Source organism: Streptomyces sp. NPDC032822, assembly GCF_055578825.1.
Map to the genome: position 1 here is coordinate 513,384 of NZ_JBVIOL010000006.1, position 20,658 is coordinate 534,041.

The 20,658-nt window shown below is 70.1% G+C and carries 20 protein-coding genes and 1 tRNA gene; 9 read left to right on the plus strand and 12 right to left on the minus strand.

The annotated features are described in order from the left end of the window. Positions 1-9: 9 nt before the first annotated feature. Positions 10-690 (minus strand): rhomboid-like protein, encoded by a 681-nt coding sequence (locus tag ACZ5VD_RS20405; RefSeq protein ID WP_468682870.1) that lies wholly within the window; start codon positions 688-690, stop codon positions 10-12. Between ACZ5VD_RS20405 and ACZ5VD_RS20410 the strand changes: the two genes are divergently transcribed. After that, the gene (locus ACZ5VD_RS20410) at positions 689-1,615 is read left to right on the plus strand and encodes an aminoglycoside phosphotransferase family protein (protein ID WP_468682871.1); all 927 of its coding nucleotides are present in this window, start codon (positions 689-691) and stop codon (positions 1,613-1,615) included. The two genes, ACZ5VD_RS20405 and ACZ5VD_RS20410, sit on opposite strands and share 2 nt — an antisense overlap. A gap of 116 nt (positions 1,616-1,731) precedes the next feature. Continuing rightward, the gene (locus ACZ5VD_RS20415; RefSeq protein WP_468682872.1) at positions 1,732-2,217 is read left to right on the plus strand and encodes a GNAT family N-acetyltransferase; all 486 of its coding nucleotides are present in this window, start codon (positions 1,732-1,734) and stop codon (positions 2,215-2,217) included. Between the two features lie 71 nt (positions 2,218-2,288). On the opposite strand, the gene ACZ5VD_RS20420 is transcribed toward ACZ5VD_RS20415, so the two are convergent. Continuing rightward, positions 2,289-3,017, minus strand: coding sequence for a DUF6585 family protein (locus tag ACZ5VD_RS20420; protein ID WP_468553111.1), 729 nt, complete (start codon positions 3,015-3,017; stop codon positions 2,289-2,291). Positions 3,018-3,238: 221 nt separating this feature from the next. On the opposite strand from ACZ5VD_RS20420, the gene ACZ5VD_RS20425 reads away from it, so the two are divergent. Then, positions 3,239-4,123, plus strand: coding sequence for a LysR family transcriptional regulator (locus tag ACZ5VD_RS20425; RefSeq protein ID WP_468682873.1), 885 nt, complete (start codon positions 3,239-3,241; stop codon positions 4,121-4,123). A 95-nt stretch (positions 4,124-4,218) separates the two neighbouring features. Here ACZ5VD_RS20425 and ACZ5VD_RS20430 read toward each other — a convergent pair. Continuing rightward, positions 4,219-4,292: transfer RNA gene (locus ACZ5VD_RS20430), tRNA-Thr, on the minus strand. A gap of 243 nt (positions 4,293-4,535) precedes the next feature. On the opposite strand from ACZ5VD_RS20430, the gene ACZ5VD_RS20435 reads away from it, so the two are divergent. From ACZ5VD_RS20435 to ACZ5VD_RS20445, 3 genes are all read left to right on the plus strand, one after another. Continuing rightward, on the plus strand, positions 4,536-5,672 hold the full coding sequence (locus ACZ5VD_RS20435; protein WP_468553113.1) for an ABC transporter ATP-binding protein: 1,137 nt from the start codon (positions 4,536-4,538) through the stop codon (positions 5,670-5,672). A gap of 205 nt (positions 5,673-5,877) precedes the next feature. After that, positions 5,878-6,330, plus strand: coding sequence for a hypothetical protein (locus tag ACZ5VD_RS20440; RefSeq protein ID WP_468553114.1), 453 nt, complete (start codon positions 5,878-5,880; stop codon positions 6,328-6,330). Between the two features lie 98 nt (positions 6,331-6,428). Continuing rightward, the gene (locus ACZ5VD_RS20445; RefSeq protein WP_468553115.1) at positions 6,429-7,160 is read left to right on the plus strand and encodes a nucleotidyltransferase family protein; all 732 of its coding nucleotides are present in this window, start codon (positions 6,429-6,431) and stop codon (positions 7,158-7,160) included. Between the two features lie 204 nt (positions 7,161-7,364). Here ACZ5VD_RS20445 and ACZ5VD_RS20450 read toward each other — a convergent pair whose 3' ends face one another. From ACZ5VD_RS20450 to ACZ5VD_RS20475, 6 genes are all read right to left on the minus strand, one after another. Continuing rightward, positions 7,365-9,032 (minus strand): DoxX family protein, encoded by a 1,668-nt coding sequence (locus ACZ5VD_RS20450; protein ID WP_468553116.1) that lies wholly within the window; start codon positions 9,030-9,032, stop codon positions 7,365-7,367. A 118-nt stretch (positions 9,033-9,150) separates the two neighbouring features. Further along, positions 9,151-10,092 (minus strand): 23S rRNA (guanosine(2251)-2'-O)-methyltransferase RlmB, encoded by a 942-nt coding sequence (rlmB, locus tag ACZ5VD_RS20455; protein WP_468553117.1) that lies wholly within the window; start codon positions 10,090-10,092, stop codon positions 9,151-9,153. Between the two features lie 88 nt (positions 10,093-10,180). After that, positions 10,181-11,581: a cysteine--tRNA ligase gene (gene cysS / locus ACZ5VD_RS20460; RefSeq protein ID WP_468553118.1), complete on the minus strand. Its 1,401-nt coding sequence runs from the start codon at positions 11,579-11,581 to the stop codon at positions 10,181-10,183. Between the two features lie 99 nt (positions 11,582-11,680). Then, complete coding sequence (gene ispF / locus ACZ5VD_RS20465; protein ID WP_468553119.1) at positions 11,681-12,175, minus strand: 2-C-methyl-D-erythritol 2,4-cyclodiphosphate synthase; 495 nt, start codon at positions 12,173-12,175, stop codon at positions 11,681-11,683. After that, entirely contained in the window at positions 12,165-12,941 is a 777-nt protein-coding gene (ispD, locus tag ACZ5VD_RS20470) for a 2-C-methyl-D-erythritol 4-phosphate cytidylyltransferase (RefSeq protein WP_468682874.1), read from the minus strand. Before ispD ends, ispF begins: the two co-directional genes overlap by 11 nt. Positions 12,942-13,299: 358 nt before the next feature. Further along, on the minus strand, positions 13,300-13,782 hold the full coding sequence (locus ACZ5VD_RS20475; RefSeq protein ID WP_003953493.1) for a CarD family transcriptional regulator: 483 nt from the start codon (positions 13,780-13,782) through the stop codon (positions 13,300-13,302). A gap of 667 nt (positions 13,783-14,449) precedes the next feature. Here ACZ5VD_RS20475 and ACZ5VD_RS20480 point away from each other — a divergent pair. Continuing rightward, positions 14,450-15,127: a copper chaperone PCu(A)C domain-containing protein gene (locus tag ACZ5VD_RS20480; RefSeq protein ID WP_468682875.1), complete on the plus strand. Its 678-nt coding sequence runs from the start codon at positions 14,450-14,452 to the stop codon at positions 15,125-15,127. 151 nt (positions 15,128-15,278) lie between these two features. Here ACZ5VD_RS20480 and phoP read toward each other — a convergent pair whose 3' ends face one another. Together phoP and phoR are read right to left on the minus strand one after the other, a co-directional pair. Next, complete coding sequence (phoP, locus tag ACZ5VD_RS20485) at positions 15,279-15,959, minus strand: two-component system response regulator PhoP (RefSeq protein ID WP_383866577.1); 681 nt, start codon at positions 15,957-15,959, stop codon at positions 15,279-15,281. Continuing rightward, complete coding sequence (phoR, locus tag ACZ5VD_RS20490) at positions 15,956-17,221, minus strand: two-component system sensor histidine kinase PhoR (protein WP_468553122.1); 1,266 nt, start codon at positions 17,219-17,221, stop codon at positions 15,956-15,958. The genes phoP and phoR overlap by 4 nt, the downstream gene beginning before the upstream one ends. Positions 17,222-17,457: 236 nt before the next feature. On the opposite strand from phoR, the gene phoU reads away from it, so the two are divergent. Then, on the plus strand, positions 17,458-18,147 hold the full coding sequence (phoU, locus tag ACZ5VD_RS20495) for a phosphate signaling complex protein PhoU (protein ID WP_468553123.1): 690 nt from the start codon (positions 17,458-17,460) through the stop codon (positions 18,145-18,147). A 684-nt stretch (positions 18,148-18,831) separates the two neighbouring features. Here the strand turns inward: phoU and ACZ5VD_RS20500 are convergent. Further along, complete coding sequence (locus ACZ5VD_RS20500; protein ID WP_468553124.1) at positions 18,832-19,296, minus strand: hypothetical protein; 465 nt, start codon at positions 19,294-19,296, stop codon at positions 18,832-18,834. Between the two features lie 540 nt (positions 19,297-19,836). Between ACZ5VD_RS20500 and ACZ5VD_RS20505 the strand changes: the two genes are divergently transcribed. After that, on the plus strand, positions 19,837-20,145 hold the full coding sequence (locus tag ACZ5VD_RS20505) for a hypothetical protein (protein WP_468553125.1): 309 nt from the start codon (positions 19,837-19,839) through the stop codon (positions 20,143-20,145). Positions 20,146-20,658: the final 513 nt, after the last annotated feature.

Sequence of the window (20,658 nt, forward strand, 5' to 3'; positions counted from 1 at the left end):
GCCCGGACGCTAGCCCTTCACAGCGGGCGCTGTCTCCTTCGGATTCCGCACCTTTGCCCGCCCCCTGACCAGCGGCCGGCACCCGAATCCGATCAGCACGGAGACGACATGTCCCAGATCGGTGAAGGTCCGGCCGGTGACCAGCGGCACCCCGTACACGAGCAGGACGGCGGCCCCGTACCCGTACCGCCAGGGCGAGGGGATCAGATGGGCCAGCACGGCGACGACCCCCGCGAGCGCGTAACTCACCCCGATGTCCAGCGTGTTGACCGCCGACTCCGGCGCCATCCCGTGCCGGATCCCCCACAGCAGCGCCCCCTCGCCGATCAGCGAGGCCAGCACGTGCGCGGCCACGCACACCCCGAGCCAGCGCGCGGTCCCGAGCCGGCGTTCGACCGGTGCGTGGAAGACGGAGTAGAGGACGGCATACGGCAGCCAGTGGCCGCCCTCGATCCACATCGCGCTGGCGAACAGCACCCGCACCGGGTTGCCGGACAGCTCGTGGATGTTGGTGGAGCGCTGCCGCAGGAACGCGTCCTCGAACTGCGGGGACATGTGGTGCAGGGCGACCGTGGTGACGAACAGGACGGTCAGCCAGAGGTAGGTGCCGGGGGCGGTGCGGACGTACGTCCACACCCTGTGGACAGCCAGGCCACCCCAGCCGCCCCGGCCACCCCGGCAAATTCGCATGAGCCGATTCACGCACGCGGGTAGGGTCCGCGTCGTGATCGACATCCCGGACGAGCTGGCCGCATCGCAGGAGAAGTTCAACGGGGAGGCGGGCCGCGCGTTCATCGCGGGCCTGCCGGAGCTGACGGCCGACTTCCTGGACCGCTGGGGTCTGACGGCCGACGGCGCCCCGATGCACGGAGTGTCGGCCCTGGTCCTCCCCGTGGCCGTCCGCGCGGACGCCACCCGGGCGGTCCTCAAGCTCCAACTCCTCGACGAGGAGAGCGAGGGCGAGCCGGTCGCGCTGCGCGTCTGGAACGGCGAGCGGGCGGTCCGCCTCCTCGACCACGACGAGGCCACCGGCACCATGCTCCTCGAACGCCTCGACCCCACCCGCATGCTGTCCCACCTCGGCGACACCCGCGAGGCCGTCCAGGTCATCGCCCGCCTGCTGGCCCACCTCACCGCCGGCCCCGCCCCGCAGGGCATGCGCCGCCTCGGCGACATCGCCCAGGCCATGCTGGACGAGACCCCCAGGGCGCTGACCCACGTCACGGACCCGGAGACCCGCCGTCTGATCGCGGACTGCGCGGCGGCCGTACGGGAGGTCGTCGACGAACCGGGCGACCGGCTCCTGCACTGGGACCTCCACGACGAGAACGTCCTCGCCTCCGACCGTGCCCCCTGGCTCGCCATCGACCCCAAGCCGCTCGCCGGCGACCCCGGCTTCGACCTCTGGCCCGCCCTCGACAACCGCTTCGACGCCGACGAGATCCGCTGGCGCTTCGACGCCATGACCGACATCCTCGCCCTCGACCGCGCCCGAGCCCGCGCCTGGACCCTCGGCCGTCTCCTCCAGAACACCCTGTGGGACATCGAGGACGGCCGAACCCCCGAACCCCGCCAACTGGAGATCGCGAGGCGCCTGCGGAACCACGCGACCTGAGGCCTGCCCGGCGGATCAGACCCCAGGACGCGGCCGGGACGCCTCATGCACGCCGGTGAACGGGGCAGAGCCGGCGTCTGCGGCACGACCCGCCCGACGGGCCCTAACCTCGCCGCATGATCCGCACCGCGACCCCCGCCGACATCCCCGTCATCCACACCCTGATCCGCGAGCTGGCCGCGTACGAGAAGGCCGCACACGAGGCCAGGGCCACCCCGGGCCAGCTCCACGAGGCCCTCTTCGGCCCCCACCCCGCCGCCTACGCCCACCTCGCCACCGACGACACCACCGGCGAGCCCGTCGGCTTCGCCCTGTGGTTCCTCAACTTCTCCACCTGGCGCGGCGTCCACGGCATCTACCTGGAGGACCTCTACGTCCGCCCCGGGTCCCGCGGCGGCGGCCACGGCAAGGCCCTGCTCACCGAGTTGGCCCGCCTCTGCGTGACCCGCGGCTACGAACGCCTGGAGTGGTCCGTCCTCAACTGGAACACCCCGTCCATCGCCTTCTACGAGTCCCTCGGCGCCCTCCCCCAGGACGAGTGGACGGTCTACCGCCTGACGGACGACGCCCTGCGCACCCTGGGAGGCGGCGACCGGGCCTGACGAGGGCCGGGATCTCCGCCCGCCGCCCTGGCCGCCGACCACGACCGCCGACGACGGCCTCTGCGGGCCGGCTACGGCTGGCAGAGGTTCCTGCCGATGGCCAGGAAGACGTAGAGATTCACGACGCCGCTGACCGGGACACTGAACCAGGGGTTGGACACGCCGGACCTCATGACGCGGACGTAGCCCTCACCGACCCGGAGCTCCTGGACGTCGGACCACGGCAGAGCGGCCTTCCCGGTGGCCGCCACGCCCGTGCGGGACACCGAGAGACCGCCGAAGTCGCCCTTCCCGCCCGCCAGGACGGCCTCCAGGACCTTCTGCCCCTGAGCGCGGAGTATCGCCTCCTGCATCCACGGACCCCACGTCTCGGGCCTCTCGTAGAACTCCGTGATCTCCGCGCCGCCGAAGCTGGGGGCGGAGACGGAGTAGACGTACTTGGTGGGGGTGGGGGCGCCGTTGACGAACAGCTGGGTGATGTCCTGGTAGAGCCTCGCGGAATCCCAGCGGAGGGCGGTCATGCCGTCCCCGAACTGCGGTTGCACGATCATGCCGTGCTCGAACAGGTGGAGACGCTTGGCGGCCTGCCTCCTGCTGAAGTTCGGGAAGCGGCGCAGCCACCAGAAGTACAGCACCCCGGGAACCAGGAAGAACGCCGAGAGCGAGACGAGCGCGTTGAGGTAGACGACGAACATCAGCTTGCCGAGCCGCTTGGGGGCGAACGAGCCCTCCAGCGCGCCGAGTCGATGACGGGCGGCCAGCTCCGCGACCTCGGAGGACTGGTACGTCGGTGTGGTCATGGGCCTCTGCTCCTCGTGGGAGTGACAGGGGCCGGGCCGCCTCCCGGGTTCCCGGCCCAACCGCCGCCGAGGCCCCGAGACACCACGCCTCCCCCTCGGATCGGCGACACCACAAGACGTTACGAAGCCGCAAGGCATTCCACCAGCGACTGGATTGCATGGAAGCCATACGCTGAAAGCATGCGTCCAGAGAAGCCACTGGACGAGAGGCAGGGGGGAATGTGTTCGAGACCGACGCGCTGCGTCTCCTCGTGACCGTGGCCGACACCGGGTCCTTCACCGGCGCCGCGGCCCGGCTCAACTACACGCAGTCCGCGGTGTCCCGGCGGATCGCCTCACTGGAACAGCAGGCAGGTGGGCCGCTGTTCGAACGACTCCCCCGGGGAGTACGGCTGAATCCCGCCGGCCGGGCACTGCACCGCCACGCCGTGGACGTGCTGGACCGGCTGTCGCGGGCGGAGCAGGAGTTGACCGTGATCCACGCGGGCCACGGCGGGATGCTCCGCGTGGGGGCTTTCGCGACCGCGAATATCTCGTTGGTACCCACCGCCCTGCGGGAGTTCAGGCGGGCCAGGCCGGACGTCACGGTCGTCTCCGTCGAGGGCCGGAGCGCCGCGCTGATGGAGGGCCTCATGGAGGGGGCGCTCGACCTCGCCGTGGTCAGCGACTACCCCTCCGGCCTGCCTTCGGCCGACGGCGTCACCACGTCCGTCCTCCTGGAGGACGAGCTGTTCGTCGCCCTCCGGCACGAACACCCCCTGGCCAAGGCCGGGTCGATCGACCTGCGCGACCTGCGCGACGAGGCCTGGCTCCAGGACGCGTACGGCGACCGCCCCACGATGCTCGCCGACGCCTGCGCCCGGGCCGGCTTCAGCCCCAGGAAGATCATCAGGATCGCGGAGTGGACGGGCAAGTTCGGATACGTGGCCGCCGGGCTGGGAGTGGCGCTCGTCCCCTCCCTCGCCGCCTGGGCGGTCCCGGCCGAACTCACCCTGTGCCGCCTCGACGACCCCGCCCTGCGCCGCACGGTCCACCTGGCGCTGCCCACCACCCCGCTGCCGGCGGCACTGACACTGCGGGACCTGCTGCGCGACACCACCGCCTGAACGACCACCCACCCCGCACCCCGGCACCACCGATGCGCGCCCGAACGACGAAAAACCCCAGATCAGACGTCTCTGACCTGGGGTTTTCCAGCGTGAGCCCCCTGTCGGATTCGAACCGACGACCTACGCATTACAAGTGCGTTGCTCTGGCCAACTGAGCTAAGGAGGCCTGCGGACGCGTGAGGCGCGTGCGTGCCCGAGCAGTGTACCCAGGTCGCAGGGTGCCCCTCTCGAAAATTTCGGCGAAGTTCACACTCTCCGAGGTACTGACAGAAACGTGAACGCCGGGTACCGTCCTGACCCAGTTCACTGATGTGGACTACACCACCTCGGCATCGCCCGGGGCGGCTCACCACCTTCCTACAACGGATCGTCCGGCACGTTCCTGCCGGTAGAAGGGGGCCCTGTAACCATGGCCACTGTCTCGTTCGACAAGGCGACCCGGATCTACCCGGGTTCCACCAAGCCCGCGGTCGACGCTCTGGAGATCGACATCGAGGACGGCGAGTTCCTCGTCCTCGTCGGTCCCTCCGGCTGCGGCAAGTCCACCTCGCTCCGCATGCTCGCGGGGCTTGAGGACGTGAACGGCGGCGCCATCCGCATCGGTGACCGTGACGTCACGCACCTGCCGCCGAAGGACCGGGACATCGCCATGGTGTTCCAGAACTACGCGCTCTACCCGCACATGTCCGTCGCCGACAACATGGGCTTCGCGCTCAAGATCGCCGGCGTCAACAAGGCGGAGATCCGGCAGAAGGTCGAGGAGGCCGCGAAGATCCTCGACCTGACCGAGTACCTGGACCGCAAGCCGAAGGCGCTCTCCGGCGGTCAGCGCCAGCGTGTCGCCATGGGTCGCGCCATCGTGCGTGAGCCCCAGGTGTTCCTCATGGACGAGCCGCTGTCCAACCTGGACGCCAAGCTCCGTGTGTCCACGCGTACGCAGATCGCCTCGCTGCAGCGCCGCCTCGGCATCACCACCGTCTACGTCACCCACGACCAGGTCGAGGCCATGACGATGGGCGACCGGGTGGCCGTCCTCAAGGACGGCCTGCTCCAGCAGGTCGACACCCCGCGCAACATGTACGACCGCCCCAACAACCTCTTCGTGGCCGGCTTCATCGGCTCCCCGGCGATGAACCTCGTCGAGGTCCCGATCACCGACGGCGGCGTGAAGTTCGGCAACTCCGTGGTGCCGGTCAACCGCGACGCTCTCAAGGCCGCCACCGACAAGGGTGACACCACCGTCACCGTCGGCGTCCGCCCGGAGCACTTCGACATCGTCGAGCACAACAGCGCCGCCGCCGCCTCGCTGTCGAAGGACACCGAGGACGCCCCGGCCGGTCTCGCGGTCTCCGTGAACGTGGTCGAGGAGCTCGGCGCCGACGGCTACGTCTACGGCTCCGCCACGGTCGACGGCGAGCTCAAGGACCTGGTCGTCCGCGTCAGCGGCCGTGCCGTCCCGGACAAGGGCGCCACGCTGCACGTCGTGCCGCGCCCGGGCGAGACCCACGTGTTCTCGACCTCCACGGGCGAGCGCCTCACCGACTGAGGACATTCCCCGCACATTCACCCGCGTTGACGAAGAGGGCCCCGCAGAGCGTTGCGGGGCCCTTCTCGTTGGCGACGAATACCCCGGCAGACCGGTCATTTCGAGCAGTGTGCGTCAACGCGTTACCCAAAGAGAGGCACCACTTCATCCCCCGAACCGGTGACTAAATGTCGCCAAATCATTACCCCGCGCTACCCTCACACGCGTGAAGCACTCCACTAACCAACAGACACGACGCGGCCGGGGCTCCGCCCGCCGGATCGGCCGCTCCCTCGCCCTCGTCCTGCCCGTCGTCCTGGTGCTGTCCGGGACGCTCGCGGTCACCCGGGTCAACTGGTCGGGAGATCCCTCCGGCTCGGTGCTCACGGCATCGGACGCCTCCCTGTCGGACGCGAAGCCTCGTGCCGTGCGCGCACCGCACGACGTGCTGCGTGACCATCTCCTGACCGAACTCCAGGAGAAGAACCCCGGCATCGCGCTCACCCACCTCCAGGAGGCCGTGAACGGCCGTCCCTCGCTCGCCAGGCACTGCGTGTCCATCGCGCGTGCCCTGGGCAAGGCGGCGGTCCGTGTGTACGGGCCCACGCGTGCGCAGTCGTACGCCCGCCCGGTCTGTGACACGTCCTTCGCGACGGGTGTCGCGGCGGCGCACGGCTGAGACCGGTCCGGACAGGCATCAGGGGGAGGGTGGTAACGGCTGATTGAGGAACGGTTGCCGGGCCCGGTCGCGGGCGGGACGCCACGTACAGTTCGGTCATGACCGATCCGAACGCCGCGTCCCGCCCTGTTCAAGCCGTCGTACTGGCCGGCGGCCAGGGCTCCCGGCTGCGCCCGTACACCGACGACCGGCCCAAGCCGATGGTCGAGATCCCCGGCACGGGGACTCCGATCATCGGCCATCAGCTTGTCTGGCTGGCGGAGGAGGGCGTGACGGACGTGGTGGTCAGCTGCGGCCATCTCGCCGATGTCCTGCAGAAGTGGCTGGAGACCGCGGATCTGCCGGTGAACGTCACGACGGTCGTCGAGCCGGAGCCGCTCGGGCGCGGTGGCGGTCTGAAGTACGCCGCCGCGCGTCTCCCCCACCCGGACCAGCCCTGGTACGCCACCAACGGCGACATCTGGACCCGGTTCTCGCTGCGTGACATGGCGGACTTCCACGCCGAGCGGGACGCGGTGGCGACCCTCGCGTTGGCGCGTCCGCGGATTCCCTGGGGTGCGGTGAAGACGGACGGCTTCGGGCGGGTCACGGACTTCATCGAGGCGCCGCCGACGACGTACGAGATCAATGCGGGCGTCTACGTCTTCTCGCCGGAGTTCGCGGGGCTGCTGCCGGAACGTGGTGATCATGAGCGGACCACTTTCCCTCACCTTGCCCGCAGTCGCCGTCTGGCCGGGTTCCCCATTCCTCAGGGGGCGTACTGGCGGGCCATCGACACGGCGAAGGATCTGACGGAGGCCGCGAAGGAGCTGGCCGCTCTGGGGCGGTAGAGGTCGCCTCCACGGTGGCGGCCCGGTGAGGGCCTGTCGCGCCCACGCGGCGGAGCCGCATATCGACACAGCCCCGCGCCCCTTGAGGGCGTCGCCCTGGCCGCATGACGAAGGGTCCCGCACGGACACCGTGCGGGACCCTTCGTCGTATGGGCCAAGGTGTTCAGCCGGCGGGCTTGCCCAGGATCTCGCCCACCGGCTCCGTTACCCCAACAGGCCGCCTACCAGGCCCGGTCGGCCGGAGGACGTGCCTCCGCCGCTGGAGCCGCCCGAGGCGTCGCCGCCGGTGCTGCCGCCCGAGGTCGGGCCGGTGGTGGTGCTGGGTGCCTGCTCGACCGGGGCGGACTGCTGGGGCGGCGCCTGGCCGGTGCCCTGGGTCTGGCTGGGCGAGCCGCCGGTGGTGCTGGTGTCCCGGGTGGCGCCCGGGGTGGTGGCACCGGTGGTCGGGTCGGCCGCGCCGGCCGTGGCGCCCTGAGTGGGCGAACTGGAGGCCGACGGGGTCCGCTTCTGCCGCTTGGCGGGGTCCTGCGGGAGCGGCGAGCCGGGCAGCTCGTTGCGCGGGGCCTCGCCGGGGCCGGGGACGACCACGCGGTCGGCGTCCCGGACGGCGCCGCCGAGCAGCGAGCCGAGGAGCAGGGTGAGGCCGGTGACGATGGCGGTGATGAGGACGCCGCGACGCAGGACGTAGCGGCGCAGGTCCCACAGGTCGGCGCGGGGGCCCAGACGCCGCCAGGCACTGCCGGCGAGGCGGCCGTCGATGGAGTAGACGGGCGCCCCGGCGATGATCAGCGGGGACCAGGCGGCCAGGTAGATGATGTCGGGGGTGTCGTAGGCGGGGACGCTCTTCCAGCTGACGGTGACCAGCAGCGCGGCGGAGAGGGCGGCGCCGACGATCGCGGCGACCCGCTGCCAGAGACCCAGGATCGTGAGAACGCCCACGATGACCTGGAGGAAGGCGATGACGAGTCCGGCGCCGACCGGGTGCTGGAGGGCGAACTGCCGCAGCGGCTCGGCCGCTTCCCACGGGTGCAGGGTGTTGAGCCACTTCACCATGGAGCCGCGTTCGCCGCCGTCGAAGTAGACGGGGTCGCAGAGCTTGCCCATGCCGGCGTAGATCGAGATGAAGCCGAGGAAGATCCGCAGCGGGAGCAGGACGACGCCGAGGTTCATGCGGCGGCCCGGGTAATAGGCGTGCCGCGCGGGCTCGTCGCCGTGACGCTTGGCGGAGCGGCCGGGGCCGGTGTCCCGGCCGTTGTCGGCGTAGTCGTCGAACTGCTCGCCGCCGTAGGCGGGTTCGTCGTAGGCGCTGCCCACGGGCCGCATGTTCGGCAGGAGTCGGGTGCCGTCGGAATCGTGGGTGCGCTGGGCGCCGACCACGGGCGTCTCGACGGTCTGGTCGAGGTCGTCGTAGCCGTCGTCGGCGTAACCACCCTTGCCGTAGCCGCCGTTGACGTCGACGCGGGGGATGACCTGGGTGGCTCCGGCGTCCGAGGACGGGGCGGGCTCCTCGCCGTGGCGGACGCTGCCGCCCCGCACGGCCTGGAGCAGGCGGTGGGCGCCCGTGTCGTCCGGATCGGACTTGCCGCTCCAGACGACGGGCCGCCGGCGCGTGCCCGCGCCCGGTCTGCCGGCCGCGGCGCCGACGGGAGGGATCCGGGTCGTGTCGTCGGTGGCGCTCAAGTGCCGTGCGATCCGCGGGGATTGGGCGGCGCGCCGCGTCGACGCGCCCAACTGCACGCGGAAGCTCGCATGATTGACGATGATCTGCGCCGGATCGCTCGGCACCTTCACCATGCTCAGCGCGGGAGCGTCGTCGAAGCCCGACGGGCCGTCCCCCGTGGGTGTGCGGGGTGTTCTGGTGTCCACACTCATCTAACCGAGTGACGTGTGTTTAGGACACTGCTTTGACTGGGCGGATCTGTCCGGACCCCGTCAAGGTTGTCCTCGACGCCAGGAATACCCCGTGTGGGTGACTACGTCGAACAGTCGCTCAGGTCCGTCGGCGTGCCGTCTCGTACAGCACGATGCCCGCCGCGACACCGGCGTTCAGCGACTCGGTGCCACCCGGCATGGGGATCCGCACCCGGTGGTCGCAGGTCTCGCCGACCAGCCGGGACAGGCCCTTGCCCTCGCTGCCGACGACGATGACGACCGGGCCCGACAGGGCCTGGAGATCACCGAGTTCGGACTCGCCGTCGGCGGCCAGGCCGACGACCGTGATGCCGGCCTTCTTGTACGCCTCCAGGGCGCGCGTCAGGTTGGTGGCGCGGGCGACGGGCGTACGGGCGGCCGCACCGGCGGACGTCTTCCAGGCACCGGCGGTCATGCCGGCCGCGCGCCGCTCGGGCACGACGACGCCGTGGCCGCCGAACGCGGAGACGGACCGGACGACGGCGCCGAGGTTGCGCGGGTCGGTGACACCGTCGAGGGCGACGATGAGCGGGTCCTCGCCCTTGTCGTAGGCGGCGTTCGCGAGGTCCTCGGGGTGCGCGTACTCGTACGGCGGGACCTGGAGGACGAGGCCCTGGTGGTTGAGGCCGTTGGTCATGCGGTCCAGCTCGGGGCGGGGGGCCTCCATGAGGTGGATGCCACCGCGCTCGGCGGCGAGCTGGAGCGCCTCGCGCACCCGCTCGTCGTTGTCGATGAACTGCTGGACGTAGAGCGTCACCGCGGGCACGCCCTCGCGCAGCGCCTCGGCGACGGGGTTGCGGCCGACGACCATCTCGGACGTGCCCTTGCCGCCCCGGCCGCGCGCGGTGGGACGGCGTACCGCCTGCTTCGCCTTGGCGTTGGAGATGCGGTTCTTCTTGTGTCCCTTGCGCGCCTCGGCGGGCGGGGTCGGACCCTTGCCCTCCAGGCCCTTGCGCCGCTGGCCGCCACTGCCGACCTGCGCGCCCTTCTTGCCGGACATGCGGCGGTTGTTGGCTGCCATGACCTACCTGTCTTTTCTCAGCGTACGTACGTGCGTATATGCAGTGTGCCGCCCGGATGGCCGGGCGGCACAATCGATCAAGGAAGGGTCAGCGCGGGCCGAGGCTCCAGCGCGGCCCCTGCGGGCCGTCCTCGATGACCAGCCCGGACTGGTTGAGCTGGTCGCGGATGGCGTCCGCGGTGCCCCAGTCCTTCCGGCCGCGGGCCGCCTCGCGCTGGTCCAGGACCAGGCGTACGAGACTGTCGACCACCCCATGGAGATCGTCGCCGCGGTCGGTCTCGCCGGCCCAGTGCGGGTGGAGCGGGTCGAGGCCGAGGACACCGAGCATCGCCCGGACCTCGGCGAGGCGGGCCACGGCGGCTTCCTTGTCGTCGGCGGCCAGCGCGGAGTTTCCCTGCCGGACGGTGGTGTGCACGATGGCGAGGGCCTGCGGGACACCCAGGTCGTCGTCCATCGCCTCGGCGAAGGCGGGCGGGACCTCGGCGGAGGGCTCGACGGCTCCCCCGGCCTTCTCCACCACGCGCTGCACGAACCCCTCGATCCGCGCGAACGCGGACTCGGCCTCGCGCAGGGCCTCCTCGCTGTACTCGATCATCGAGCGGTAGTGCGGGGTGCCGAGGTAGTAGCGCAGCACGATCGGTCGCCAACGCTGGACCATCTCGGAGACCAGGACCGAGTTGCCGAGCGACTTGGACATCTTCTCGCCGCTCATGGTGACCCAGGCGTTGTGCACCCAGTACCGGGCGAACTCGTCGCCGTAGGCCTTGGCCTGGGCGATCTCGTTCTCGTGGTGCGGGAAGATCAGGTCCAGGCCGCCGCCGTGGATGTCGAAGACGGAGCCCAGGTACTTGTGGGCCATCGCCGAGCACTCCAGGTGCCAGCCGGGCCGGCCGCGGCCCCACGGCGTCTCCCAGCTCGGCTCGCCGGGCTTGACGGCCTTCCACATGGCGAAGTCGCGCGGGTCCCGTTTGCCGGTCTCGCCCTCGCCGGAGGGCTGGAGCAGGTTGTCCAGCTCCTGGTTGGACAGGCTCAGGTACTCCGGGAAGGACTTCACGTCGAAGTAGACGTTGCCCTCGGCCTCGTAGGCGTGGCCGCGCTCGATGAGGCCGCGCATCATCTCGACCATCTCGGTGACATGGCCGGTGGCGCGCGGCTCGTACGTCGGCGGCAGGCAACCGAGGGCGGTGTAGCCGTCGTTGAAGGCGCGCTCGTTCTCGTAGCCGATCGACCACCAGGGGCGGCCCTGGTCGGCCGCCTTGACGATGATCTTGTCGTCGATGTCGGTGACGTTCCGGATGAAGGTGACGTCGTAGCCGCGGTAGGCGAACCAGCGGCGCATGATGTCGAAGTTCAGACCCGAGCGGATGTGCCCGATGTGCGGTGCCGCCTGCACGGTGGCGCCACAGAGGTAGATCGAGACACAACCCGGCTGGAGCGGGGCGAAGTCACGGATCTGCCGGGCACTGGTGTCGTACAGGCGAATGGTCACGAGTCCAGGGTAGTAGGCGTGGGGCAGTGCCCTGTGCCCGTTCCGGACAAGGGGCACACATTCGTGACACCGGGCGGCTCCGCGCGGCGCACCGCCTGGTCAGCCGGTGCGCACCACGAGTGCCGTGGCCACCGCCATGAGGCCCTCGTCGCGGCCGGGGAATCCGAGGCCGTCGGTGGTCGCCCCGGACACCGACACCGGGGCCCCGGCCGCCTCCGAGAGCAGCTTCTGCGCCTCGTCCCGCCGCTTGCCGATCTTCGGACGCGGGCCCACGACCTGTACGGCGATGTTGCCGACGGCGAAGCCGGCCTCGCGGACGATCCGGGCGGCCTCCGTCAGCAGGGTCACCCCGGAGGCGCCGGACCACTCGGGGCGCCCGGTGCCGAAGTGCTGGCCGAGGTCGCCGAGCCCGGCCGCCGAGAACAGCGCGTTGCAGGCGGCGTGGGCGACGACGTCGGCGTCGGAGTGACCGGCCAGGCCAGGGCCCTCGCCCTCCCACTTCAGGCCCGCGCACCACAGCTCGCGGCCCTCCTCGAAGGCGTGGATGTCGGTGCCGATGCCCACCTGGGGGAGCAGGGGTGCGTCAGAAGCCATCGTTGAGCCTCCTGCGGGCGAGGACCGCCTCCGCGAGGACGAGGTCCAGCGGGCGGGTGACCTTGAAGGCCTCCTCGTGCCCGGGGACGGTCACGACCGTCTCGCCGAGCTGCTCGACCATGCTCGCGTCGTCGGTGACGTTGTCGGTGACCGTCTCGTGGGCGCGGACCAGGGTGGCGCGGTCGAAGCCCTGGGGCGTCTGGACGGCACGGAGGCGGGCCCGCTGCGGGGTGGCCACCACCGGCTCCGGATCGCCCGGGGTCAAGGCCGGCTCCACCTCCTTGACGGTGTCCGCGAGGGGCAGCGCCGGGACGACGGCCACGGCTCCGTCCCGTACGGCCTCGATGACCGCGTCCACCGTGTCGACCGGGACGAGGGGGCGGGCCGCGTCGTGCACCAGCACGATGTCGTACTCGGGCGGCAGGGCGTCCAGGCCGAGCCGGACGGACTCCTGGCGGCTCTCACCGCCGGGGACGACGAGGAAGTCGGTGCGCTCGGGCAGGGCGTGCGCGTCGAGCAGGGACTTGACCTCGGCGGCGCCGTCGGGCGGCGCGACGACGACCACCAGGGAGACGGCCCGGGACGCGGCCAGCGCGCGCAGCGCGTGGATCAGCATGGGAGTGCCGTTCAGCGCGCGCAGTGCCTTGGGGGCGCCCGGACCCAGGCGCACGCCTCGGCCGGCGGCCGGGATCACGGCCGCGGTGCGGGCGGTGGGGCCGGTGCTCGCCCGGGTTTCCGCGGGCGAGGGGCGCGAATCGTCAGACATCGGTTCCTGTCGGGTTGGTGTGGTCGAGGCCCCGCCGCACCGGCGTGGTCCGCCTTGAGGGCGGGCCGGACGGCGTCCGGGGCGTGCGTGCCGGACGCATCCGGAAGACGCCGGTTTGGCGGCGGGGCCTACGTGGGTATGGCCTCAGCGTGCCGGGTACGACGGCTCGACCGGAACCCTTCCGTGACCCTGGTCGAGTTCACCGCCCGGATCCGGCACACCGAGTATCGGGGCCTCACCCCGAAGAGGAACACGCTTACGGCACGCGAACGCGAACATGCCGCAGCGCCCGGCGACGGGAAATACGTCATCGGGCACCGCGGCATTTCAAATGTGCTGAGGCTGGCTTGCGCCGGCGTCAGGACGCGAGGACCTCGTCGAGCAGCGCCTCCGCCTTGTCCTCGTTCGTGTTCTCCGCGAGCGCGAGCTCACTCACCAGGATCTGGCGGGCCTTGGCGAGCATGCGCTTCTCACCGGCGGAGAGTCCACGCTCGCGCTCACGACGCCACAGGTCACGTACGACTTCCGCGACCTTGATGACATCGCCGGAGGCGAGCTTCTCCAGGTTTGCCTTGTAACGACGCGACCAGTTAGTGGGCTCCTCGGCGTACGGCGCGCGCAGCACCTCGAAGACCCGGTCCAGTCCGTCCTGACCGACCACATCACGCACGCCGACGAACTCCGCATTGTCCGCTGGCACACGTACCGTCAGGTCGCCCTGGGCGACCTTCAGCACCAAGTAGGTCTTGTCCACGCCTTTGATCTGGCGAGTTTCGATAGCCTCGATCAGCGCGGCCCCGTGATGGGGATAGACCACGGTGTCGCCAACCTTGAACGTCATGTGACAGGTACCCCTTCCGTGGCTATCCAGGGTAACACGGAAACTGCGGGTTCTGAATGGCGTTTTCGCAGGTCAGGGCACATCTCGGGGCTTGACAACAGCAACAGGAACGTGCTGCGGAGGCCGAGCGGAAGAAGGTATTCGCAGGTCGGAGCGGCTCTCCGGGGGAGGGGAAACGCGTACGTTACACACATACGGAGGCCCCTCCAGGCGGCCGAACATCCCCATATGTCCGCCTCCATGTGTGCGACATCCGCTACTCCGTTCGGTGTGCGGAGTCGGCCATGCGACGAATCCGGAAATTGATCACCGGGGTACCCGACCGGCCGCACGATGATCAATTCCGGAGATCTTCCGAGCCTGTTCCGGGACTCATCCGGCGTTCTTCCGGAGCACTTCTGTGGTTCTTCCGAGGTACTTCCGTGGTCCTTCCGAGGTTCACGGATTCCTTCACGGAAAATCCCGGGGGCGCGGTCGGCGGCACTTAGCGGCACTTATGTGAATGCCGGACAAGCGGGAGTCGGACGGGGGGCAGCCGAGGTCAATGTGGCTCGGGGGGAGGGTCGGGTGCGGTCCCGCGGGAACGGCTCGGTAACCTAAGGCCGCTGACAGTCACTTAGCGCGGCTTTACGGGCCGCCTCGCTCAAGTCAAGGAGTTGCCGCCCCCGTGAGCAGCAGCCTTCGACGCGGTGCCCTCGCCGCCGCCGTCATCGCGTTCTCGATCGCCTCGCTCTCCGCGTGCGCGGCCGGCAACAACGCTCAGACCCTGCAGGTCAAGCCGGACAACGCGGCCACATCGGTGGGTGACATCAAGCTTCAGAACGTCGTGGTCGTCACCCAGCCGGACGCCCGGGCCGAGGGCCCGGCCGTCATCTCCGCCACCCTCTTCAACAGCGGCACCACCTCCCAGACGCTGGACGCGGTGACCGTCGCCGGCGGCGGCAGCGCCGAGCTCACGCCCGCCAAGGGCAAGGGCAAGCGCAAGGTGACCGTCCCGGCCGGCGGGTCCGTCGTTCTCGGCGGCAAGGACAACGCCTCCGCCGTGCTGAGCAGCCTCGGCGCCAACGTCAAGAACGGCAACGCCCAGAAGGTCACCTTCACCTTCAGCAAGACCGGTGACGTGGCGCTGCGCGCCTTCGTCGTCCCCGCCGAGGGCTACTTCTCCACGTGGGGCCCGAGCGAGATCCCGGCGACGCCGGGCGGCACGGAGAGCCCCGCCACGAGCGAGGAGCCCGGCTCCTCCGAGTCCCCCGACTCGGGCACCGGCACCCCGGCCGACACGGCCACGCCGACCGACACCGCGGCGGCGACCGAGTCGACGGGCGCCGCGGGCGCCGGCCACTGAGTGGTCGTACAGCGGAAAGTGGTCGTACACCCGACAGGGGCCGTACGACCAAAAGGGTGAACGGGATCGTCGTACCCGTACATCCACGCCGAAGGGCGGGACCTCGTCAGGGGTCCCGCCCTTCGGCGTGCTGCTCTTGGGTCCTCGCGGTCTACGGCTCGAACTTGTATCCGAGACCCCGGACCGTCACCAGGTAGCGCGGGGCGCCCGGGTCGGGTTCGATCTTGGCGCGCAGGCGCTTGACGTGGACGTCGAGGGTCTTGGTGTCGCCGACGTAGTCCGCACCCCAGACGCGGTCGATGAGCTGCATGCGGGTCAGGACGCGGCCCGCGTTGCGCAGCAGCATCTCCAGGAGGTCGAACTCCTTGAGGGGCAGGTCGACCTTGGAGCCGGAGACCGTCACCACGTGGCGGTCCACGTCCATACGGACCGGGCCCGCCTCCAGGGCCGCCGGGGTGACCTCCTCCGGCTCGCCGCGGCGGCGCAGTACGGCCCGGATACGGGCGACCAGCTCCCGGGAGGAGAACGGCTTGGTCACATAGTCGTCGGCCCCTATCTCCAGCCCGACGACCTTGTCGATCTCGCTGTCCTTGGCGGTCACCATGATGACGGGGACGTTGGAGCGGTTGCGCAGCTGGCGGCACACCTCGGTGCCGGGCAGGCCGGGCAGCATCAGGTCGAGGAGGACGAGGTCGGCGCCGTTGCGCTCGAACTCGTCGAGTCCGTCGGGGCCGGTGGTCGCCACGGCGACCTCGAAGCCTTCCTTGCGGAGCATGTACGACAGGGCGTCGGAGAAGGACTCCTCGTCCTCGACGACGAGCACTCGGGTCACGGAAGGACCTCCGGGGAGGGGAGCGGTTCGTAAGAAGATGACTGGCGGGACGAAGGGTCGGTCTCCTCGTCGAGACCGTCGAGGTCCAGGTGTGGATGGGCCCGGGCGCGGGCGGCGCCCGCCTCCGGGAGTCGCAGGGTGAAGGTGGAGCCCTGTCCCTCGGAGCTCCACACGGTGACCTCCCCGCCGTGCGAGGCGGCCACGTGCTTGACGATCGCGAGGCCCAGGCCCGTACCGCCGGTGGCACGGGAGCGGGCCGGGTCGACGCGGTAGAAGCGCTCGAAGATGCGCTCCTTGTCCTTGTCGGTGATCCCGATCCCCTGGTCGGTGACGGCGACCTCGATCAGGTCGCCGCCGGGCGCGGTCACCCGGCGGGCGGCTATGCCGACGCGGGTGCGGGCGGGTGAGTAGTTGACGGCGTTCTCGACGAGGTTGCCGAGGGCGGCGGCGAGCTGGCCGCGGTTGCCGTAGACGTGCAGGTCGGCGGTACCGCCGGCGGCCATCGTGATCTGCTTGGTGCCGGCCTGGTGCCGGCAGCGGTCGACGGCCTCGGCGACGAGTTCGTCGACGCGGACCGGTTCGGCGTCCTCCAGGGGATCGTCGTTCTGGACCCGCGACAGGTCGATGAGCTCCTGTACCAGGTTGGTCAGCCGGGTCGCCTCGATCTGCATCCGGCCGGCGAAGCGCTCCACGGCCTCCGGGTCGTCGGAGGCGCCCATGACGGCCTCCGACAGGAGGGAGAGGGCGCCGACCGGGGTCTTCAGCTCATGGCTGACGTTGGCGACGAAGTCGCGCCGCACCGCCTCTATGCGCCTGGCCTCGGTGAGGTCCTCTACGAGGAGCAGCACCAGGCGGGAGCCGAGGGGTGCGACGCGTGCGGAGACGGCGAGGGCCTCGCCACGGCCCGTGCCCCGTCTGGGAAGATCCAGCTCCACCTGGCGTATCTCCCCGTCGCGCCGGGTGTCCCGGGCCATCAGGAGCATCGGCTCGACGGAGAGCTTGCCGCCTCGGACCAGTCCGAGGGCGTATGCGGCGGAGCTGGCCTTGACCACGGCGTCCGCCTCGTCCAGTACGACGGCCGAGGACCGGAGTACCGAGAGGACGGTGTCCACGCCCGGCGGAAGCACCGGGTCCGTGTGCAGGGAAGTACGGGTGGGGCGTTTCTGCTCCCGCTCGCTCCAGCGGAACGCCAGCACGGCGATGACGCCGGTGAGTACACCGGCGATCGCTGCCGCTGCGGCGACCGCCGCGTTCACGTCCATGCGTCCAGGTTAGGCACGCAATCGCTCTTGGCCACAGCCATCCGAGTGCGACCTCGAACACTCGTCGCCCAGAGTTCACCTTGGAGCCAGTGATGGTTCATTTGGGGTGACGGAAACCGACGCGTACAGGGCGGAACGTGGGAGCGTGGGGTGCGGAGCACCGGTTGTGCACGACGTTCGTGCCGGGACCCGGCCCCGGTGACCCCCCGAAGATCACGTACGAGAGGGAAACCCTGATGCGGGACGCGTACCACGAGGAACTGGATTCGATCGGCGACGGTCTGGTGGAGATGGCCCGACTGGTCGGGTCGGCGATCGGGCGCGCCACGACGGCGATCCTCGACTCCGACCTGAAGCTGGCCGAGAGCGTCATCGAGGCCGACCAGCGGGTCGACGACCTCCAGCACGAGCTGGAGGCCCGTGCCATAGCCCTGCTGGCCCGCCAGCAGCCGGTCGCCACCGACCTGCGGATCGTCGTCACCTCGCTGCGGATGTCGGCCGACCTGGAGCGCTCGGGCGACCTGGCCCAGCATGTGGCGAAGCTCGCCCGGCTGCGGTTCCCGGCCCGCGCCATCCCGCAGGACCTGCACGCGACCATCCTGGAGATGGGCCAGCTCGCACAGCGCCTGATGGCCAAGTCGGCCGAGGTGATCGTCACGAAGGACGTCGACCTCGCGCTCCAGCTGGAGCAGGACGACGACGCGATGGACCTCCTCCACCGCACGCTCTTCCAGCACCTGATGGACGACCGCTGGAAGCACGGCATCGAGACGGCGGTCGACGTCACCCTGCTCGGCCGCTACTACGAGCGGTACGCCGACCACGCGGTCGCGGTCGCCAAGCGGGTCGTGTACCTGGTGACGGGCGAGCACGCGGACGACCTCCAGCAGGACATTCAGCCGGTGGCGGGAGTGGAGAGCGCCTGATCCCTCCGGGGGTGGGCGGGGGTGGGGGCCGAGGGCCGGGTGTGCGGGGGCGTGTGAGGTGCTCTGTCCGGGGCGTGCGCGTTCTGGTTCGGAGCGTGCGGGTACCTGTTCGGGGCGCTCGGGAGCCTCAGTGCGCCGTTGATGCGCCCAGCGGAACGGGCATCCAATGGGCACAGGCACCAGCCTTGAGGAGGGACCATGGCCGAATCCCCCAGCACGCCCGGTACCACGCCCGACCCCACACAGGAACGCCCGACCGAGCAGCCCGCCGCGATCAGGAACCTGACCTTGATAGCCGCGTGCGGCTGCGGGTCGGGGTGTGGGTGCGGATGCCAGTCGGGGAGCCCATGCCAGTGCGGGTGACGTAGGAACGTCAGAACGCGGGAGCACGAGAGCGTGGGAGCGTAGAGAGAGGGTCCTGTCCGTTTCGGGCGGGGCCCTTTCTCTGTTGAGCTGGGCGTTACGGGTGGTGGGACGGTTGTCAGGGCAGGTGTGGGGACGGTTGTCGCGGCGGTTCTGGAGTCAGTTGTTCAGGCAGTCGTTCAGGCTGCCAACCGCCGTCACGCCAGACCCACTTGGCGATCGACTCGGCCCACTCATGGCCTGCCGCCCGGCCGACGTCCGTGGCATGCCGCCGCAGGACGCCGGCGAGCGCGCTGTCGAGGAGGAGGGGTGAAGTCGGCGTCAGTCCGAGGTGAGGTCGGAGCGCATGGCTTCACGGAGGCGATCCAGTGCCTCGCTGACGGCGTTCATGACTGTCGGCCACTCCGGATCTACGGTGATGTCGGATCCGTCGAAGCGGTCACGTAAGTCCCGGACCCGCATGAATGCCTGGTCGGCCGCGTCGCCGAGGCGCGGTGGAGCGATGATCAGCATCTGGTAGCGGAGATGGTAGGCGTTGGTCGATCCGAGGATCTCGCCTGCCTGCCTTATTCGCTCTTCCCTGGGCAGACCGGCGCTGCGCTTCAGGTCTCGGAGGCGATGCGTGGTGAGCGACAGTGCCCCGAGGTATTCGGCGTACAGCTGTTGTTTGGCCGCGCGTTCGCGAGCCGCGTTCTCTCGTTGCCACCGCGACCGTTCGGCGAGGAGCGTGGTGCTGACGCCCAGGATGGCGCCGAGTCCGGTGCCTGCGAGAGTTCCCCAGTCCACAGGGGGATGTTAGGGGCTGCATGCGATACGGCCCAGAGGTCCGGTGCCGTCCGATGGGCTCGCCCTGAAGCTTGGGGAGTTGGGGAGTTGGGGAGTTCACGGGTCGGCGGCCGGGCGCCCCACCAGGCCGTCCGTCAAGGTGAGGCCGGGCGCTGTCCCTCACCGCTTGCCGGGTACCCGTACAACTCCTCGATCTGGCGCTCGGCGCGAGGGCACGCCGCCATCCTCCCGTTCGGTGTCTCGTAGCTGCTCGTTGGCCGTTCCGCACAGGCCTGCTGTCCATGCCACGAACAGCCGCCTTTCTCGCCCACCGTGCCTGCACCGTGCAGTCGCGGGTCGTACGGGTGCTTCACGATGGGCATCGGCACGGGAGCTCCTGACGTGTCTGAGGACGACGGTTCAACCGTAGCGAGGGCGACGACTGAGAACAGGAGTTGGAGCCGACTGAGTAGGAGTGCTCATGCGGAGTGCCGGGGGGAGGCCGCATGCTGCGCCCATGGAGTTGGCAGACGAGGGGCGACAGCCGGGACGGTGGTGGGGATGAAGCGCGTGAACAGGCCGTCGACCGGTCAGCAGGTGGGAGTCGGTCTGGCGCTGCTCCTGCTCGACCTGATGGTCATCGCCTGGTTGCTGTACGGCTACGGGATGACCGGATGGGCCGACAGCTACGACGAGTCCGATTCACCGGATGCGCGTCACGTCGCACGCCAGGCGATGTGGTTCCTGGCCGGTGGCGCGGTGGTGACGGGTGGCGGCCTGCTCGCTCTGGGATGGCGCATATCCGGCACGGTGCAGCTACTGCTGCTGGGCGGCGGAGCGGGGGTGTTCGCCCTTCTCTCCGCATCATGACCAAGATGCCCCCGAGCCGCGAAAACCCGCAGCTCGGGGGCATGATCACAAACGCTACTTCTTCTTGCCCTGGGTCTTGTCGGGGATCTTGGTGAGCTGGGCTTTCGCAGGTCAGGGCGTCGTTGTGATGCACCTGAGCAGGTGTCATTGGTCATCGTTGGCCACTGTCGAGCGGCCTCGGACGGCCCAGGGACGGCCCAGCCAACACGATCATGAGCGCCGGCCTATGGCGCTGCGCAGCAACTCGAACCAGCTGACGAAGAGCCATCGCAACCGCCACAACCAACCTCGTCGCCTTCTCTGGCGCTGTGACTGTGGACTCGCTGGCATGTGTGAAGGCACACGAGGAGGCCGGGCACTGGGCGGCCTCAAGCTTCGCCTGCCGCCCCCTCCGTGCAGATGGCAGAAGCCGTTCCACTGTCGGCGGCGGTTGAATCCTGACCCGGTGTGGGCGGTCGAGTTCTGACCCACCGGGTCTGGGTTGCCGGTGTTCAGTCGGTGTCGTGTGTGGCG